This window comes from Oceanobacter sp. 5_MG-2023 (assembly GCF_030548165.1).
GTDB lineage: Bacteria > Pseudomonadota > Gammaproteobacteria > Pseudomonadales > Oceanobacteraceae > Oceanobacter.
Window position 1 is genome coordinate 19,796 of the sequence record NZ_JAUORS010000009.1, and the last position, 18,814, is coordinate 38,609.

An 18,814-nucleotide genomic window follows, 5' to 3' on the forward strand; every position below is an offset into this window, starting at 1 on the left:
AATCAACCAATGAACAAAACTATTTACGTATTAAACGGCCCAAACCTGAACCTGCTGGGCAAGCGTGAACCAGAGATCTACGGCAACGAAACCCTGCAAGATGTTGAAAACAAGATGCGTCAGCGGGGTGCTGGGTTGGGCCTGACCATCAAGTTTTTCCAGAGCAATCACGAAGGTGAGATCATCGATCGCATCCATGAAGCGCGCGATCAGGCTCAGGGGATTATTATCAACCCAGCGGCCTATACCCACACCTCGGTTGCTATCCTCGATGCGCTGAACACCTTTGAAGCGGCAGTGGTCGAAGTGCATATCTCCAACGTCCATAAGCGTGAAGCCTTCCGTCATCACTCCTACGTCTCCTTGCGGGCCGACGCTGTGATTGCGGGTATGGGAACGCTGGGTTATCAGGTTGCTCTCGAATACTTTGCCCAGTAACCCCTGCGAGTTGCAGTGTCGGCCTGTACTGGCAGGCTTGTATTAATCCGGGGAAACAAACCGACAATACCTACACCTACCAATACCTGCCGGTGGGCACCGTAGCGGCTGTATCTGAGCGCGGTTTCAAGCGCCAACACCAAACCCTCACCACGCTGTCCAAATACATCAGAAAGTAGACAGATACAGTGCTTCGACCTTACTTCTGGCCCATTCGGTTTTACGCAAGAATTTTAGCGATGACTTGATCGACGGATCACTTTTGAAACAATTGATATTGATCTCCTGCGCCAATCCACTCCAGCCATAATGCTCAACCAGACGCTTGAGTATGTTTTCCAGCGTCAGTCCATGCAGGGGGTTATTGGGTTGTTCGTGTGCCATGGGTGTTACCTCGCAGAAGCCAATAAAAAAACAGAGCGAAGTGTTAGTCCAAAGAGATCAAAGGTAAAGGGAACATCTATTTAATCCTGCACGACTCTGCGCGAGTGTTGCCGTTGTTCAGGGCAAGGCGACGAATGCAGCGAAATGACGAGTCCTTTTCAAATTCGTCAACACCGCACTGGACGGCGGCAACCCGCGCCCTTCGAAACCATCCGGTAGCCCAGATAGCCCAGAGTGAGCACCGGATTAAATAAATGTCCCCTAAAGCAGAAACCTTGATAAAAACAACGGACAGGAACCTGCCTGGAATCAGACAGGAAAAGTAATAAAAGGACGGATGCTATTTAGCCAGTGGCAAAACTGAATGCCGGCTATTTCATCAGTCAAGCAACGGCGAGCTGCTGTTGCAAGTGAGCAATATCGATCATCAGACTGATATTACGTACCTTACCGCGCTGCAACGTCCAGGTAATTGCACAGGTAATACCAACCAGTTTCTGATTGGGCTGAAAGCCGAATACCGGTTTGACAAAGCTTCCGCAGATGGTCATTACACTGATAGCACGGTCGCCATCGGTCATAATGTCTTCAATCGCCAGATCAAAATCAGTGATCGCATTATGCAGGGTGTCGATCTCCTTGATAAAACCATCAATATCATTGGTTTCGAGAGACTGTGAGGCATGGTAAAGAAAGTCCCGACTTACCATTTGCTTCACAAGATTGAATCGACCTTTTCCCCAGGCATTATGTATAAATTGCTCAACGAGCATTTTATTATCGGTGGTCATTGCCTTTTCCGTGGGTTGTTACTTTCTGTGACAGCGGGCAGTGTAGATTTTGTATCGAAGTGTAACCACTCCATAGCCAAGAAAGCGTGACATGGTTCCGCTGGAGTTCACCTAACGGTACTGTTTCCCTCTGTAACGGTAGTCCATACACGACTAACCGGTTTCCAACCCTTTCATTCTCTTACTTAACACACCGGCCAACTCACACAAATATCACGTGATACACCTGCTGGTAACATTTACCGCTAGGCTGTCCACAAGGCTCATGGCACAGTAACCGCTCCCTGATACTAGCCCGACAACAGAACCATGAACAAAGCGAAACGCACCGAAATTTTCAGTCGTCTGCAGGCGGCCAACCCACACCCCAAAACCGAGCTGGAATACCGCACTCCTTTTGAATTGTTGATTGCCGTATTACTATCGGCCCAGGCAACGGATGTCTCGGTCAATAAGGCGACCCGTAAACTCTATCCGGTTGCCAATACGCCAGAAACACTGCTGGCACTGGGTGAAGAGAGACTAAAACAATACATCAAGACCATTGGCCTGTTTAACAGCAAAGCCAAAAACGTCATCAAACTCTGCGACATTCTGATCAATAAACACCAGAGCCAGGTACCGGAAAACCGAGAAGCCCTTGAAGCTCTGCCAGGCGTTGGCAGAAAGACAGCCAACGTCGTGCTTAATACCGCCTTCGGCCAGCCGACGATTGCCGTCGATACCCATATTTTCCGGGTATCCAACCGTACCCGTATTGCCCCCGGCAAAGACGTCAACGAAGTAGAACAACGGCTCATACGGCTGGTGCCCAAGGAATTTCAACTGGATGCTCACCACTGGCTGATTTTGCACGGGCGTTATACCTGTGTTGCCCGTAAACCCCGCTGTGGTTCATGCTTGATTGAAGATTTATGTGAGTACAAACAAAAAACGTCCGACTGACAGACATGCCATCACATCATATCGGTCTGTTCGGTCTGTGTTTTGCTGCATCTCCCGGCCCGGCTTCGCGGGTCGGAGTACGAGATGGTGCATATAAGTACTCCTCCCGCTCTCATTATCCGGCCCTGCATTTAGCCGTTTCAATGTCGGAGAGCCTGTGACAGCAGGTAGTCTCCAATCTTGAAGGCTTCATAACAGACCTTGGAGCCGGCCTCACAAAGTGAGTTTAATCCGTTGCCAGTTTCGCTAATGAACGAGAGTCTAATACTCCCGAAATACGCGTCAGAATAATGGCCAGCGCCACAATCAAAGCCCCAATCCAGGGAGTATCCATTAACGACAAATCTTCGACTATCACACCACCCAACATAGAACCTGCTGCCACCCCAAGATTAAATGCGGCAATATTCAGCCCCGATGCCACATCCACTGCATTCGGTGTATAACGCTCCGCCAATTGCACCACGTACACCTGCAAGACAGGTACGTTACCAAAGGCAAAAGCGCCCCAGAACAATACCGTCAACACCGCCAGTGCCGGGGTATTCGCGGTAAAGGTAAAAATCAGCAGTACCAGCGTCAAAGCACAAAAAATAATACTCAGAGCCTTGATGGGTCCATGAGAATCCGCCAGCTTGCCACCCCAGATATTACCGACGGCAACCGACACACCATACACCAGCAGCACCAACGCAATCGCATTGGGTCCAAAGCCGCTCACCTGCTCCAGAATCGGCGCAAGATAAGTAAACGCCGTAAAAGCACCACCATACCCCAGTGCCGTAATGAGGTAGACCAGTAATAACCGAGGCTCCATCAACACCTGAAATTGTTCACGCAACGTTGCTGGTGCAGATTGCACAAGATTCTTTGGTACCAGAACGGCACTTCCTATCAACGCAATAACACCCAATAACGAGACAGTCAAAAACGTAGCACGCCAACCAAAATGCTGACCAATCAAGGTACCCAGGGGTACGCCAGTGACCAACGCTATCGTCAGACCGGTAAACATAATCGCAATAGCGCTGGCCTCCTTGTCCTTGCTCACCAGACTGGTGGCAATGGTTGAGCCAATGGCAAAGAAAACACCGTGTGCCAAACCGGTAAGAATTCGCGCTGTAATCAGGCTTTCGTAACCCGGCGCTTGCCAGGCAGCCAGGTTACCCACCACAAACAACCCCATCAAACTCAATAACACGCTTTTACGAGACCAGCGCCCGGTCAAGGCCGTCAACACCGGGGCGCCGATAGCCACCCCAACCGCATAAAGGCTGATCAGCAAGCCCGATGATGGCAACGATACGCCCAGGTCTTGAGCGATGGTGGGAATCAATCCGACAATCACAAACTCGGTAGTACCAATAGCAAATGCACTCAACGTGAGTGCCCACAAAGCGAGAGGCATGAAATAACTCCTGAATTAATTTGCAGAGGAGTATGGGCAAAGATAATATTGCAAAAAACATCACAATAAACAAAAAACTTTTGCACTTATGACAAATATATCCAAGACGGATGATCTCGTCATTCTACTGGCAGTTTTCGATCTCGGCGGCTTCTCGGCAGCAGCCAACAGCCTTGACCACCCTGTTGCCAAAGTCACCCGTGCCATTCAACGACTGGAGCAACGGCTCGACACCAACCTGTTCAACCGCACCACACGCAAAGTCGAACCGACCGAAGAATGTATAGACTTTGTGCAACAAGTGCGCAAAGGTCTGGAGTATCTGGAACACGCAGAAGAAACGCTGCAATTACGCAAACAGGCACCATCGGGCTGGTTACGGGTGGATGCCGCCAGTCCGTTTATACTGCATCAAATCGTCCCTCTGGTGACTGAGTTCCAGCAGCGCTATCCGCTGATTACCCTGGAATTGGTCTCTAACGAGAGTGTTATCGACCTGATCGAAAAACGCACCGATGTCGCGATCCGGATTGGCCAGCTTGACGACTCTAACCTGCATGCCATCAAGCTTGGCCGCAGCCCTCTGCGACTGGTCGCCAGTCCCAATTACCTCAAGGTTCATGGCACACCCCAATCTATACAAGACCTGCATCACCACCGACTTATCGGTTTTACTCGGGGCAGTACACTGAATCATTGGCCACTGTCAGATTCGTTTGAAATACGCCCATCCATTGCCGCCAGCAGCGGAGAAACGCTGTTGCAACTCTGCTTGGCCAACCAGGGAATCGCGCTGATTTCTAACTTTATGGTAGCGGCGGCATTGAAGAACGGCGCACTGGTTGAAGTACTGCCAGGAGTCATCAATCGGCACAGCCCACGCCAGGAAGTACATGCCGTGTTTTACCGCAACACCACCCTGTCGAAGCGTATTTCAGTTTTTATTGATTTTTTAGCAACTCGACTGAGTCTGTAAAATTAATACGGCAGCCGCAGTAATCTGCTGCCGCTGCGACACCCGGGTTGCCTACACACCACGCAGTGGTTCATGCTTGCCGAGGTGATTACGCCACGATAACTTACCCAGCGTCCCGCAGAAGCGACGCATCATCACCATACCGACCCAACCGACTACAGAGAGGCCCCCATGAGAATGCTGCACACCATGTTGCGAGTAGGAAATCTGCAACGTTCCATCGATTTTTATACCCAAGTGATGGGCATGGACTTGCTGCGTCAGAACGATAACCAGGAATATCAGTACACCCTCGCCTTTGTGGGTTATCAACCCGAGAGTGAAGGCACGGTACTGGAACTGACCTATAACTGGGGCCAAAGTGAATACGATCTCGGCACCGCCTACGGCCATATTGCACTGGAAGTGGATGACGCGGCAGAGGCCTGTGAAAAAATCCGCGCCAGTGGTGGCAATATTGTCCGCGAAGCCGGCCCGGTTGCCGGAGGCAAAACCGTGATTGCCTTTGTTGAAGATCCGGATGGCTACAAGATCGAACTGATCGAAAAAACACCGGATTTCCCGATCGAGCTGTAAATAAACCTTGTGCCTTGCCTTCCCAAGGCAGGCGGCAAGCGATCGTCCGATTGACCGGTCGCTTGCGGTGTGGCCGCGGCGTTATGCTAAAACCCAGTGATTACTCACACCGGCTCAGACAGGCTGGGCAACGCCAGTCGTGGTGTTGCCCACAGCCGCAGTATCGGCTGTGGCACTGGCTGTCACATTGGCCGCGGCTTTTTTATTGGCCAGGGCATGCTGTTGGTCGCAGCTTGACTGGTCTTCTTCACATACCCGCCGCGTCAGGGCCAGAAAAGCCCCCAACGATGCCAGCAACAAGGAACAGGCCACCAGAATCGCAACCGGGTAATACAGATTACCGGCCAATTCCAGCTGGCTGTATTTGATGATCATAATCAGCGCTTCCAGCACCAGAGCAATACACACGGTACCAACAAAACGCGAAATCGTACGGCGCACACTGACAAAAACACTTTCCCCTTGCTCATCCGCAGTGTATTCCTTGCCGACCCCAACACCGAGTTCATACATGGCGAGGGCAATCACCAGGTTATTGATCGACTTGATAACATGAGTAATCAACTCAATTTCCGGATTCCCGACTCCCGAGAAAAAATCACTGACCGCAAGAAACACCAGCAGCAATGCGATCAAATGAAAAATGCCCGAAAACAACAGGGCGACCGCAGTTTTATACTCAAACAAGCGGGTACCTAACAGCATGGTAAAACCACCTCGACAATACTCAGAATAAAAATAATCCGGGCCTCACACAGGTCAGTACCGGCACTCATGACACATAGAATGCGATACCCCGGTTCGGCAGAGGTTCCCATAAATTCAGTTTGGGATAAGGCAGGGTGAAACATCAGGGCGGAGAGACCCCGGCAAAACAAACAGTAACCAGAGCAGATGGATACACCAGCTCAGCCCCACGGATACAGCGCATTCCCACCTGGGGCAGGGATGCGCATTTTGCTCAGACAACCTTACAGCGTTTTCAAATAAGCAATCAGGTAATCCTGCTCGGCCTTGTCGGTAATCGCGACATGACGCATACGGGTACCGGGTACCAAGGCTTCGTTATCCTGCACCCAGAGCCGTAACTTCTCTTCTGTCCAGCTAAACCCCGCAGCCCGCAGCGCATCCGAATACGCAAAGCGCGGCAAGGAGCCAGCCTGACGTCCAACAACGCCAGTCAGGCTTGGACCAAAGGTATTTTTGCTGGAATCTTCTGAATGACACGCATGGCAGTTTTGCGCGAAGACTACCTGGCCTTGAGCGGCACGCATGTCATCCCCGGCATTCGCCAGCGACGCAGCCAGAGTAGCGGCACACAACAGCACAGAACCCAATGACTTTTTCATAACAACACTCCTGATAGAGACGGGAAACGATGGAATCCATCCAGTGTATGCAGTCGTGTTTGCTTGCCATCCTGTACTTCGGTACTGTTCCCGGGGCTCCTGTGAGACAGATCAATAAAATACACATTTTGGTTTATTCAGGATTTACACCCGCGGGAAACAGGCGTTACCCAATGCGGCAGAGGCTCAACCCTGGCATCCAAATAAACCAGAGCATCAACCTGACTCACGCCATCAGATTGAATCAGAACAAGTCAGGCATCGCTTTTATCAACCGGTTAAGCACAGCAGCTGGCTGGCAACGGCCAGCCAGCAAGCCAGGTTACTTTGCTGTGCTGTTAAAGTACTCACGGGCCAGACGGAAGACCACCGGGCTCAGCAATGCCAAAGCCACCAGGTTTGGAATCGCCATCAAGGCATTGAGAGTGTCCGCCAGCAACCAGACAAAATCCATGCTGATCAGGGCACCAACCGGCACACTGAGAATCCAGACAATCCGGAATGGCATAATCGCTTTCACCCCAAACAAATATTCCGCACAGCGTTCGCCGTACAGGCTCCAGCCCAGAATTGTGGTAAAGGCAAACACCGCCAGCGCAATCGCCACCAGATAATTACCAACACCAGGCAATGCTTGAGCAAAGGCTGCCGATGTCAACGCCGCACCGGACTCACCGGAAGTCCACAAGCCAGAGGTCACAATCGCCAAACCGGTAATCGAACAAATAATAATGGTATCCAGAAATGTTCCCAGCATCGCAATCAGGCCCTGACGAACCGGGTCGGTCGTTTGTGAGGCTGCATGGGCAATCGGCGCAGAGCCCAGACCCGCTTCGTTAGAGAACACTCCTCGCGCCACACCAAACTGGATCGCAGCCCAAACCGCCGCACCGGCAAAGCCCCCTTCAGCGGCTGATTCGGTAAAGGCATACTGCATAATCAGGCCCAGCGCGGCGGGAATGGCTTCGACATTCACGATCAATACCGCCAACCCTGCACACAAATAACCGATCGCCATTAATGGCACCAAAGCACCGGCAACCGAGCCAATACGCTTGATGCCACCCAACAGTACAGCGCCTGTCAACACCATCAGAATCAAGCCGGTTATCCAGCTCGGCAGAGCAAAGTTGCTCTCCAGTACCGCTGCGACCGAGTTGGACTGCACCGTATTACCAATACCAAAACCGGCGGCCATACCAAAAACCGCAAAAGCGGTGCCCATCCAGGCCCATTTGGCTCCCAGTCCGTTCTTGATGTAATACATGGGGCCACCAACATGATTGCCCTGTTCATCCACTTCGCGATACTTCACTGCCAGTACCGCTTCGGAAAACTTGGTCGCCATCCCGACCAGCGCGGTACACCACATCCAGAACAAGGCACCAGGCCCGCCCAGAAAAACAGCCGTGGCAACGCCGGCAATATTCCCGGTACCAACCGTTGCGGACATCGCCGTCATCAAGGATTGGAAAGGAGAGATATCGCCTTCTTGACTGTCTTCTTCGTTGGCCTGACGCCCCTGCCACAGCAAGCTGAACCCGGCTCCAATTTTAAAAATGGGTGCCAGTTTCAAGCCTATTTGCAAAAACAGCCCCACTCCCAGAATCAGCACCAACATCATTGGCCCCCAGACCACACCGTTGATAGCACCGACCCAACTGGTTAATACATCCATACTTATGCTCCGCCTTGATTACATTATTAAAATTCAAACAACGCCCCTTGCCTCACTGTCCAGCAGTCAAAAATCAATAGCCTTCAGTGGATATTTGAGCATCAATTGATGCGCAGTAAAGTAAAAGAATTGGTTTGGTAAATGGCTTCGAATTCGCTATTTTTTCAGTTTAATCAACTGCAAAACACGACCGATAAAGAAGATAAGCCCAAAAAATACCTGCCAGCCAATAGAATCAACAATTATGACAATCTTCGTCCGTTATTGGGAGCCAGTTGGCAGTGGTGTGGGGATACATCGGTAATACGGCAAAACCGGTTCAACGGACACAGACGGATTTGGCACAACGGACGCAGACGGAGCCGGCCCCAGGAAATTCAAAGCTGCAAAATCACCGTGATTCGCTTAACCAGCGCCCATAAAAATGCCGGGTAACCTCACGGCAACCCGGCACTTTCAATCAGGTGTAGTCCAGCTTAACGCAAGATTACAAACCGTCAGCAGACTCAGACAGATACTTGGCAACACCTTCCGGAGAAGCCGTCATGCCTTTATCGCCTTTGCTCCAGCCAGCAGGGCAAACTTCGCCGTGCTCTTCGTGGAATTGCAGCGCTTCAACCAGACGTACCAGCTCATCAATGTTACGACCCAGTGGCAGGTCATTGATGTTAGCCGCACGTACCATACCTTCCTTGTCGATCAGGAAAGCACCACGCAGCGCCACACCACCAGCGGTTTCAACGTCGTATGCTTTACAGATGGCGTGGCTTACGTCAGCCGCCATGGTGTATTTGACTTCGCCAATACCACCGTTATCGATGGCTGTGTTACGCCATGCGTTGTGAGTGAAGTGAGAATCGATGGATACGGAAATCACTTCAACACCCAGATCGCTGAACGTTGCCATACGCTTGTCCAGAGCGATCAGCTCGGATGGGCATACAAAGGTGAAGTCCAGTGGGTAGAAGAACACCAGGGCGTATTTGCCCTTGGTAGCTTCGGCGAAGTTGTATTCATCAACGATGGTTCCATCACCCAGTACGGCTGGAACTGTAAAATCAGGGGCTTGCTTACCTACCAGTACGCTCATATTTCTCACTCCATTTGTATTGAACATCTCAGCCGTGATCGGCCGTGTATCAAAATGATGCTGGGATCATACGCCACGCCAAGACACGGTCAAACCGGTGTTTGAATGAAAAGATCGAACGATTACTTTTTCCCATGCCTTTGATAGCAGCAGACTATCCCGGCTGTTTTGGTGGCTGTCAGCCCGATCTGGATGCCGCCCATGACAGCCTCCCTCAATCGCGATAATCCTGGGTGTTAATGCCGTAACGGTTGAGTTTCTGGTTGAAGGTACGGCGCTCAATACACAGGTCTTCCAGCACCGCCGCTACCTTGCCGTTATGTTCCGCCAGCTTGGAACGTATCAGCTTTTCTTCGTAGGCTTGCACCATATCTTTTAACGACTCCCCTGCGCCTACATCAAAGGTATTGTTGGTATCCAGTTCGATGGCGTTTTCGATATGTCGACAACCCCGGATGGCATAACGGGTAGCAACGTTGATCAGCTCCCGAACGTTACCCGGCCAGGAATATTGCAGCAGTACCTGACGGGTGTGAGAATCAGCCAGCCGATAATCGGTACCAAAATTGTCGCACTGTTGATGCGCGTAATACTCAAACAGCCGCTGGATATCCCCTTCCCGGTCTTTTAATGCCGGAATACGCAACTCCGCCACTTGCAGCCGAAAAAACAGATCCTGACGAAAAGCGGGGTTATTACGCAGCTCGTCCTTGGTCGCCGAGATCACCCGGCAATCGATGGCAATTTCCTGATTGGAACCAAGCGGGGTAATCAACTGATCGGATAACGCCCGCAGCAACTTTGCCTGAGTCGTCAATGGCAGACTTTCGATTTCATCCAGAAACAAGGTGCCGCCATTGGCGTGTTGCAGTTTGCCGGTACGGGCACTGCCGGCGTCGGTAAACGCGCCCTTGGCATGGCCAAACAATTCGGCCTCTGCCAGTTGCTCGGGAATGGCGGCGCAGTTGAGAGCAACAAACCGTCCGCTTGAGCGACGACTGAAGCGATGCAACGAGCGCGCAACCAGCTCTTTACCAACCCCGGTATCCCCATAAATCATCACGGGAATATCCATCGGCGCAAACTGCAGGACATCGCTGCGCAAGCGATGAATGGCCTGACATTGCCCGACGATCACCTGTTCGATGGCGGCACCATTTTCCAATGACTGATGGGCTTGTAATAAGTTAAGGGCATGAAGACGCTTATCCACGGCTTTTTGTACCGCTGCCAGCAGATAATCGGTATCAAAGGGTTTTTCGACAAAATCCGTAATGCCCTGCTTCATGGCATCGACGGCAATGGAGATATCACCATACCCAGTCATCAGAATAACCGGCAAATCCGGGTCAATTTTGAGTGCCTGACAGGCAAACTCAAAGCCGTCGGCATCGGGCATACGCAAATCGGTCAGAATGACCATTGGCTGATTCACCGTCAGCCGTTTCAGCAAAGCGGCCGGCGAGGCATAGGTACTGATACGTTGATACTCGACCGATAACAGGTCGGACGTATTGATCCGCACATCTTCGTCGTCGTCGATGATCACAATTTCAATATCGGCCGCACTCAGTGGCGACGCTTCAGTATCGGTCATTGAACAGCTTCTTTGTTATTGTCAGGGAACAGCCAAAGGCAATTGCAGGGTAAAGCGGGCACCGGTTTCAGCCCCATCATGACTGATGTTTTCAGCATGAATATCCCCGTGTTGCTGTTGCACAATCTCATACACAATCGACAACCCGAGACCAACGCCTTTACCCACTTCCTTGGTGGTGAACCAGGGGCTGAACAGATGCTCCATAACCGCATCATCCAAACCACCGCCATTATCTTCCACCACCAACTGAATATGACTGGCTGTTGCACTTAACTCAACCCGAATCCGGGGAGATGCGGTTTTTTCCAAGGCCTCCATGGCATTTTTCAGCAGATTGGAAACCGCCAGATCAAACTTGATAGCGCTCATGTTTACCCGGTTGGCCGGAGCCACCAGCCGATCGATCAATTCAATCTGGATCCCGCGCTCTTGCCATTGATCGTGATGCAAGTCGAGCATTTGCTGAATCAGGGTCGCCACATCCAGCAAGCCAATATGATTGCTGTCATCGTAACTGAAGCTCTTCAGTAACTGGATCACGTCCCGCATCTTGCTGCCCAGAGGTTTTAACCGGGCAGCGGATTCCATCGCCCCGGACCAGTTTTCACGCTTGACCTTGCCCTCAATGGCAGCCACGGAACTGTTGATCGCCGCCAGTGGCTGGCTCAGCTCGTGCACAATGGTGGCCGCCATATTCCCCAGCGCTGCCGCCTTGCTCTTTTGCAACAACTCTTGTTGTGCCACCTTGAGTTCACGTGTCCGTTCGTCAACAGTGGATGCCAGCGACGCATTCAGCTTGACCAGCTGTTCTTCGGCCCGCTTGCGCCGCACAATATTGATCAGCGTCATCAGGTAATGCTCGCTGTTATCGTAATCCACCCGGGCCAACGCAAACATTACCGGCACCGGCGATTCGCCAATACGTGTCCAGGTTTCAAAATACTGCGGCGTGCGCTGCAAATCGACCAGGTACGAGTCGAGCCCGTCGAGGGATTTCAAGCGCAGTAAATCCACCACATTAGCAACGCCGTTTTCATTAAAGGAAGCACCGGCCAGCAACAGGTTTTCGGCATAGTCGTTCATCGAGGTAATGCAGCCTTCGCCGTCGAATACCAGCACCCCGATGTGAATATGATCGATCAAGCGCTGCAAGTCTTCACGGCGACGAATTTCTGTCTGGCGTACTTTGGCGCTGTAAACGGCCTTTTTCTGCCGCTCCCGCATCAGCAAATACCAGAAACAGCCCAGCAAACTGACAATAAAAAAACACGCCAGCGTCGGTAACAGTATTTGCCGGTGACTGACCACATGATGCAGCGTCCAGTCGGTACCATTCACGGGAAAATGATCCACCAGCCAGGTTTTACCATCCACTTTCCAGTAGTCCGCTCCTCCCGTTGGCAACATCGACAAGAAGGGGTCAGGCTGAAACAGCAGTTCATGATTTTCTTCCGGAAACTGGCGCTCGCGATACACCTGATTCAATTTTCGAATCGGCAACGGTGCTAACAGCCGATAGAGCCACTGGCTGTCCGACGCCAGGATAATGACACCATTGGCATCACTCACCAGCACCCGGTCATGACTGCTCTCCCAACTGTCGAGCAAGCTGGCCAATTCCAGCTTGACCACCACCACACCGATAATACGATCATCAACCCGCACCGGTGAGGATATAAAAAAGCCCGGTATCCCGGTGGTCATGCCTTTGGCGAAATAAAACTGCCGCTCTCCCGTCGCCATGACACGGGCGAAATACGGCCGAAAACCATAATTATGGCCCACAAAACTACCGATTTTATCCTGATAGTTGCTGGCCGCTGTCACCCGTCCATCCGGGCGCAACACATACACAATATCGGCACCGGAACGACGGGCCGAAAAGGCCAGCTCATTGTTGGTCGTGAGATCGTCCAACGTGGACTCGGAATAGGCTGAACGCAAATGAGCAATTATTTTCTCATTGCGCGCCAGCAAGGCAGGCAGGTATTCAAACTGATCGATCGAGGCTCGTAATGATTGCTCAAAGACGGCGGCCGAACGGCGATTGTCGGCCGAAACAGAAGCGATTTTCAGGAAATAGAAAACCAGAGTCACCAGCGTAATCAGCGCCAGCACCATCCATAACCAGCGCCGTCCAACCGGTGCAAAAACAGACGAGGTTAATGGGTTTTCAGCAGCCGCAGCAGAAGAAACGTTCACAGTAGCCAGTACTCGGTTGATAGCAAACTCCGGCAGCTGCCGCTGCCGGAGTGCAGGCCCGCCAGCTTACGCGTAGCCCATCAGTCCCGGCAACCACAACACAATTCCGGGGGCAGCGATCAACACGATAATCGTGAAGACATCCGCCACAAAGAAAGGTGTACAGCCGCGGAAGACATCCTGAACCGAACACTCAGGACGAACCCCCGCCACCACAAAGCAGTTAAGACCAATCGGCGGCGTAATCAGACACAGCTCCGCCATTTTCACCACAATGATACCGAACCAGATGGCGCAGCCTACCCCGGACACACCAAAGGCCGAATCCACCGCCGCAACATCAGGGCCACCGTTCAGCGCCATCACCGCAGGATACACGACCGGCAGGGTCAGCAGCAGCATGCCGATAGCATCCATAAACATCCCCAGCACCGCATAAGCACACAGGATAAACACCAGGGTCAGCATCGGGCTCTGGTCAAGACCGACCAGCCAATCGGAGAACGCCGACGGCAAATCGGCAAAGCCGAGGAAGCGCACGTACAGCAAGACACCCCAGATGATGGTGAAGATCATGACTGTCAGCTTGGCAGATTCCAGCAGCGCATCTTTCAGTTGGCTCAGCTTCATGCCCTTGTGCAAGGCCATCAGCAAGATCACAAACGCACCCAGAGCACCGGCTTCAGTCGGTGTACCAACACCGCCGTAAACACAGATACCAATGATACCGACAACAAACAGAATCGGTGATGCGCCCGGCAGCGTGGCGAAACGATCTTTCCAGGTAAAGCCGGTCACCGGTGGCCCCAGCTTTTTATTGGTCAACGCCAGCAAGATAACCAGACCGCCATAAATAAACGCCGATACCATGCCCGGAATAAAACCGGCCATCAGCAAGGCACCAACATCCTGCTCCACAATAATGGCGTAAATCACCAGGATAGAAGACGGTGGAATCAGCGATGCCAGCGTTCCACCCGCCGCAACCACACCCGCCGCAAAGCGTTTGTCGTAGCCCAGCTTGAGCATTTCCGGTACCGCGATACGGGCAAATACCGCCGACGTGGCTACCGATGCACCCGACACTGCCGCAAAACCGGCGGTCGAAAATACCGTGGCAACCCCCATACCGCCGGGCAACCAGCCCAGCCATTTTTTCGCGGCATCAAACAGCGCCCGGGTCAGCCCGGCGTGATAGGCCAGAAAACCAATCAGAATAAAAGTGGGAATCAACGACAGCGCCAGTGACGATACCTTTGAATGCGGAATGGTACCGGCCATTTTAATGGCCACTTCAAAACCTTTTTCAAACCCCAGACGGGCCGAAAAAATCCACAACAAGCCCAGAAATCCAGCCAGTGCAGCAGCAAATGCCACCCGCAACCCCAGGATGACACACAACAGCATAACGCCAGTTACCCAAAGACCGATCGAGATCGGGTCCATGGCAGACATGGTTTCCCATAAACTCATACTCGGTCCTTCCCTTGTTCAGGGTTTGTATTTTCATCAATATCGAATGAAGCCGAAGCCACTGTTGCCGCTTCACGAGCCGCAACCACCGCTGCGCTTTCAACCAGAGGCACGGCCACCGGATTCGGAGAGCCGGAAATCAGCGCACGGCTATACCCCCAGGCTTGCAGAATCAGACGCAAACACAACAGCCCCAAAGCAATCGGCACCACCAGCTTGGAAGGCCAGGTCACCAGGCCAATATCAAACGAGGTATCACCATTCACAAATGCACGGTTAAAGTGTTTATACGAGCCGTACATCAGCAATACACTTAACACCAGCATCACCAGCACGGTGAACAATTCCACCGCCCACAACCAGCGACCCTTCAATTGACCAATCAGAATATCCATTCGGATATGACCACCATCACGCTGGGTATACGACAGCCCCAGAAACGCCATAAAGGCCATTCCCTGCTCTACCCAGTCGATGTAACCACTCACAGGCAGGTCGAAAAACCAGCGCCCCAGAATATTGGCCACCGCCATAAACACCAGCATCAAAATGACGCAGCCGCCCAATAACGACAGCAGAGACTCCAGCCGATAATAAAGCTGGTCAGCCCGGCTTAATACAGATTGATCGACCAGAACGGTCGCGCTTGCAGACATGGTCAGACTCTCTTTGCAAAAAAATCATCAGGGGAAAAGAGCCGGGAACCCGGCCCTTCAAAAGGTACTTATTCGCCTTTGAACAAACCGGTGGTGTATGCCAGCAAGGCTTGGGAATCGAATTGTTTTTCGTATTTCAGCACCCAATCCTTACGTACCAGCTCAGCGACTTTATCCAGCATGGCCGTTTGCGCTGGCGTAAAGGTCACCTTGGTTACCTCGTGCTCTTGCAAGGCTTTTTCGTAACCGGCAACCGCATTGGTGTTGTAGTTTTCCACGTAATACGCCATCGCTTCTGGCACGGATTCCAACAAGACTTTGCGGTAAGCAGGTTTCAGGTCTTCAAAGGCTTCGGTATTCATAACCACCGGACAATCACCAGAACCCAGGTTCAGGTTGGTGGTCGCCCAGGTACCGATATTGGTGGTATTGGTCGCCAGGTGTGCGTGGGGAGCAAAGGCGGCAGCATCAATCACACCGGAATCCATCGACTGACGCACTTCACTGAACGGCACACCGGTTTTGATCGCGCCAAATTGCGTCAATACTTCCAGTACGCCACCCGGACCACGGGTCCGTTGACCGTCAAAATCTTCCAGCTTGGTCAGCACATCGCCTTTCGCCACCAGGTTGTACTGCGGCAGCGGTGTTGGCATCAGCAAGGTAGCGTTCCAGCGGGCCATGTCTTTCTTGACGATGGGATGTTGATACACCTTGGTGTAGATTTCAGCCACGCGGGCCAGCGAGACATCCTGCGAGAACGGCAATTCGTTCACCGTGATGGTCGGGTTTTTACCGGCATGATAAAATGCACAGAACTGCGCCATCTCGAATGCACCGAATGAAATACCATCAAGGTTTTCCTTGGCCTTGCTCAAGCCGCCATAGGAAATATTCATTTTGAACTCGCCATTGGTTTTTTGCTCAACCAGTTCGGCCAGTTTCTCTACGTTTTCAGTAAAGGCGCGTCGTTTACCCCACAGTGATACATTCCAGGTGGTGTCGGCCATTACTTCAGGAGCAATAAAAGACAGGGACAGGGCGGAAACAAGCGTGAGCTTTTTGAAGGTGTTCATTCGGTATTCTCCGATGTCGGGCATTATTGTATTTGTATCCTCCGACAAAGCAGTATTCGGGCCAAAATATAAGCTATTGATTTTTATAATATTTTTAATAAACCGATATTCAAATAGGTCAAAAAACTCCTGCCTTTTCTGCATAAAAAGGAATTTTTTTTCTCATTATTCGATCTTTTCAGTCAGCTCCTGCAGCTGTATTTCCCCAATCGCCAGCCAATTCTGTTGCCCGACCGGATTTCAGGCGCTCAACATTCTCCGTGCAACTGCTGCGCGTATAGTGGCAAGGCTGTATACTGTCCGGCCATTTTTTACCGACCAGATCAGTACTTTATTACCTGTAACTGGCGGGTAAATCCCACAACATGTGACAACAGGACGCTCCATGGCCAAACGTACTGCATTGTATGCAAAACACCTGGAAGCCAATGCCAAGATGGTAGACTTCGCCGGGTGGGAAATGCCGATTCACTATGGTTCCCAGATCGTCGAACACAAGGCCGTTCGCGAACACGCTGGTATGTTTGATGTATCGCATATGACTATTGTTGATCTGTCTGGCTCCGACGCCACCGATTACCTGCAAAAACTGCTGGCCAACGATGTCTCGCGCCTGCAGGAAAAAGGCAAGGCACTCTACAGTGGCATGTTGAATCAGGATGGCGGCGTGATCGATGACCTGATCGTCTATAAAGCCGACAGCGGTTATCGTCTGGTGGTCAACTCCGCTACTCGCGCCAAGGATCTGGAGTGGATGGAAAAAAACCTGCATGGTTTTTCCAATATCTGCCTTACCGAACGCCCGGAACTGGCCATGCTCGCCATCCAGGGGCCACAAGCCATCGCCAAGGTCAAGCTGGTCAAACCGGAAGCAGCCACCGCCATTGATGGCCTGAAAGTCTTCCAGGGCCGGGGGCAGGCCGAATGGTTTTACGCCCGCACCGGTTATACCGGTGAAGACGGTCTCGAAATCATGGTGCCCGACGCCGAAATTGCCGCCTTCTGGCAATCGCTGCTGGAAGCCGATGTCCAACCTTGTGGACTGGGCGCCCGTGACACCCTGCGTCTGGAAGCCGGCATGAACCTGTACGGCAACGACATGAGCGAAACCGTTAGCCCGCTGCAAGCCAATATGGCCTGGACGGTTGCCTGGGAACCGGCCAGCCGCGACTTTATTGGCCGGGCAGCGCTGGAAGCTGAAAAAGCCGCAGGCGTACCCACCAAGCTGGTTGGCCTGATTCTGGAAGGTCGCGGCATTATGCGTTCGCACCAGAAAGTGATTGTCGACCTTGGCGCAGACGGTCAGGGCGAAGGCGAAATCACCTCCGGTACCTTCTCACCAACGCTGGAATGCTCCATCGCCATGGCCCGGGTGCCGAAAGCCACCGGCGATCATTGCCTGGTAGACATTCGAGGCAAGCAGGTCCCCGCCAAAGTCGTTAAGCTGCCCTTTGTACGTAACGGCAAAAAAGTCTGCGAATAAAGACTAACGTCTGACGGGAGCATTGCCCCAGGCAATTCTCCCGACGACAATACGCAGTAAACTATCTACCTGATGATTTTTTAACAACTCACTCACTGGCGTTGCAACAGTACGGTCAACCGCCCGCGTTATCCTTTTATGGACGGGCAAAACGGCGAGTCGGACACGGTTTACACCAGTAACCGTTATCGGCTCTCACGTTTTAGCGCCACACTGGCAATGCCGAAGCCTGGAGAAAACCAATGGCCAATGTACCCTCAGATCTGAAATACGTCGCTTCTCACGAATGGGTGCGCATCGAAGCCGACGGCACGGTGACCATCGGCATTACCGACTTTGCCCAGGAAGCACTGGGTGACGTGGTATTTGTTGAATTACCCGAAGTGGATGCCGAATTCGATGCCGATGCCGAATGCGCAGTGGTCGAGTCTGTCAAGGCCGCCTCCGATATCTATGCACCACTGGCCGGTAAAATCATCGCCGTTAACGAAGACCTGGTCGATGCGCCGGAAAAAGCCAACGAAGACCCATACGGTGAAGCCTGGTTCTTCAAAATGGAACTGGCCAACGCCGCTGACCTCGATGGCCTGATGGACGCCGCGGCCTACACCGCCGCATGCGAAAGCTGAGCTGTGGCTGTGATAGTGCATTAACCGGTGCAACAGGGTAACGCGGGCTTGCGACCCTGC

18 protein-coding genes are annotated in these 18,814 nt (G+C 52.2%); 6 read left to right on the plus strand and 12 right to left on the minus strand.

The annotated features are described in order from the left end of the window. The first annotated feature begins 9 nt into the window (after positions 1-9). The gene (gene aroQ / locus Q4551_RS07775) at positions 10-438 is read left to right on the plus strand and encodes a type II 3-dehydroquinate dehydratase (RefSeq protein ID WP_303432950.1); all 429 of its coding nucleotides are present in this window, start codon (positions 10-12) and stop codon (positions 436-438) included. Positions 439-606: 168 nt separating this feature from the next. Here the strand turns inward: aroQ and Q4551_RS07780 are convergent, their stop codons facing one another. Together Q4551_RS07780 and Q4551_RS07785 are read right to left on the minus strand one after the other, a co-directional pair. Continuing rightward, positions 607-822: a VF530 family protein gene (locus tag Q4551_RS07780; protein WP_303432951.1), complete on the minus strand. Its 216-nt coding sequence runs from the start codon at positions 820-822 to the stop codon at positions 607-609. Positions 823-1,205: 383 nt separating this feature from the next. Then, on the minus strand, positions 1,206-1,613 hold the full coding sequence (locus Q4551_RS07785) for an ester cyclase (RefSeq protein WP_303432952.1): 408 nt from the start codon (positions 1,611-1,613) through the stop codon (positions 1,206-1,208). Between the two features lie 309 nt (positions 1,614-1,922). Here Q4551_RS07785 and nth point away from each other — a divergent pair, with 309 nt between their 5' ends. Then, positions 1,923-2,558, plus strand: a complete 636-nt coding sequence (nth, locus tag Q4551_RS07790) for an endonuclease III (protein WP_303432953.1) — start codon at positions 1,923-1,925, stop codon at positions 2,556-2,558. A gap of 226 nt (positions 2,559-2,784) precedes the next feature. Here the strand turns inward: nth and Q4551_RS07795 are convergent, their stop codons facing one another. Beyond that, positions 2,785-3,966: an MFS transporter gene (locus Q4551_RS07795; protein WP_303432954.1), complete on the minus strand. Its 1,182-nt coding sequence runs from the start codon at positions 3,964-3,966 to the stop codon at positions 2,785-2,787. Between the two features lie 88 nt (positions 3,967-4,054). Between Q4551_RS07795 and Q4551_RS07800 the strand changes: the two genes are divergently transcribed. Both Q4551_RS07800 and gloA read left to right on the plus strand, forming a co-directional pair. Then, on the plus strand, positions 4,055-4,942 hold the full coding sequence (locus Q4551_RS07800) for a LysR family transcriptional regulator (protein WP_303432955.1): 888 nt from the start codon (positions 4,055-4,057) through the stop codon (positions 4,940-4,942). Positions 4,943-5,113: 171 nt separating this feature from the next. Then, complete coding sequence (gene gloA, locus Q4551_RS07805) at positions 5,114-5,518, plus strand: lactoylglutathione lyase (protein ID WP_303432956.1); 405 nt, start codon at positions 5,114-5,116, stop codon at positions 5,516-5,518. Positions 5,519-5,632: 114 nt separating this feature from the next. Here the strand turns inward: gloA and Q4551_RS07810 are convergent, their stop codons facing one another. The 9 genes from Q4551_RS07810 to dctP form a co-directional block, all read right to left on the minus strand. Next, positions 5,633-6,223, minus strand: coding sequence for a hypothetical protein (locus tag Q4551_RS07810; RefSeq protein WP_303432957.1), 591 nt, complete (start codon positions 6,221-6,223; stop codon positions 5,633-5,635). 266 nt (positions 6,224-6,489) lie between these two features. Continuing rightward, positions 6,490-6,867 (minus strand): c-type cytochrome, encoded by a 378-nt coding sequence (locus tag Q4551_RS07815; RefSeq protein WP_303432958.1) that lies wholly within the window; start codon positions 6,865-6,867, stop codon positions 6,490-6,492. 322 nt (positions 6,868-7,189) lie between these two features. Beyond that, positions 7,190-8,545: a sodium:alanine symporter family protein gene (locus Q4551_RS07820; protein WP_303432959.1), complete on the minus strand. Its 1,356-nt coding sequence runs from the start codon at positions 8,543-8,545 to the stop codon at positions 7,190-7,192. 487 nt (positions 8,546-9,032) lie between these two features. After that, positions 9,033-9,635 carry a peroxiredoxin gene (locus Q4551_RS07825; protein ID WP_303432961.1) on the minus strand — a complete coding sequence of 201 codons (603 nt, stop codon included), beginning with the start codon at positions 9,633-9,635 and terminating at the stop codon, positions 9,033-9,035. 214 nt (positions 9,636-9,849) lie between these two features. Further along, positions 9,850-11,232: a sigma-54 dependent transcriptional regulator gene (locus Q4551_RS07830; RefSeq protein ID WP_303432962.1), complete on the minus strand. Its 1,383-nt coding sequence runs from the start codon at positions 11,230-11,232 to the stop codon at positions 9,850-9,852. Between the two features lie 21 nt (positions 11,233-11,253). Then, positions 11,254-13,437: an ATP-binding protein gene (locus Q4551_RS07835; RefSeq protein ID WP_303432963.1), complete on the minus strand. Its 2,184-nt coding sequence runs from the start codon at positions 13,435-13,437 to the stop codon at positions 11,254-11,256. 66 nt (positions 13,438-13,503) lie between these two features. After that, positions 13,504-14,910: a TRAP transporter large permease gene (locus Q4551_RS07840; RefSeq protein WP_303432964.1), complete on the minus strand. Its 1,407-nt coding sequence runs from the start codon at positions 14,908-14,910 to the stop codon at positions 13,504-13,506. Further along, entirely contained in the window at positions 14,907-15,566 is a 660-nt protein-coding gene (locus Q4551_RS07845) for a TRAP transporter small permease subunit (protein ID WP_303432966.1), read from the minus strand. Before Q4551_RS07845 ends, Q4551_RS07840 begins: the two co-directional genes overlap by 4 nt. A 68-nt stretch (positions 15,567-15,634) precedes the next feature. After that, positions 15,635-16,642: a TRAP transporter substrate-binding protein DctP gene (gene dctP, locus Q4551_RS07850; protein ID WP_303432967.1), complete on the minus strand. Its 1,008-nt coding sequence runs from the start codon at positions 16,640-16,642 to the stop codon at positions 15,635-15,637. 385 nt (positions 16,643-17,027) lie between these two features. Between dctP and gcvT the strand changes: the two genes are divergently transcribed. Further along, positions 17,028-18,125 (plus strand): glycine cleavage system aminomethyltransferase GcvT, encoded by a 1,098-nt coding sequence (gene gcvT, locus Q4551_RS07855; protein ID WP_303432968.1) that lies wholly within the window; start codon positions 17,028-17,030, stop codon positions 18,123-18,125. Between the two features lie 242 nt (positions 18,126-18,367). After that, entirely contained in the window at positions 18,368-18,754 is a 387-nt protein-coding gene (gene gcvH, locus Q4551_RS07860; RefSeq protein WP_303432970.1) for a glycine cleavage system protein GcvH, read from the plus strand. Positions 18,755-18,814: the final 60 nt, after the last annotated feature.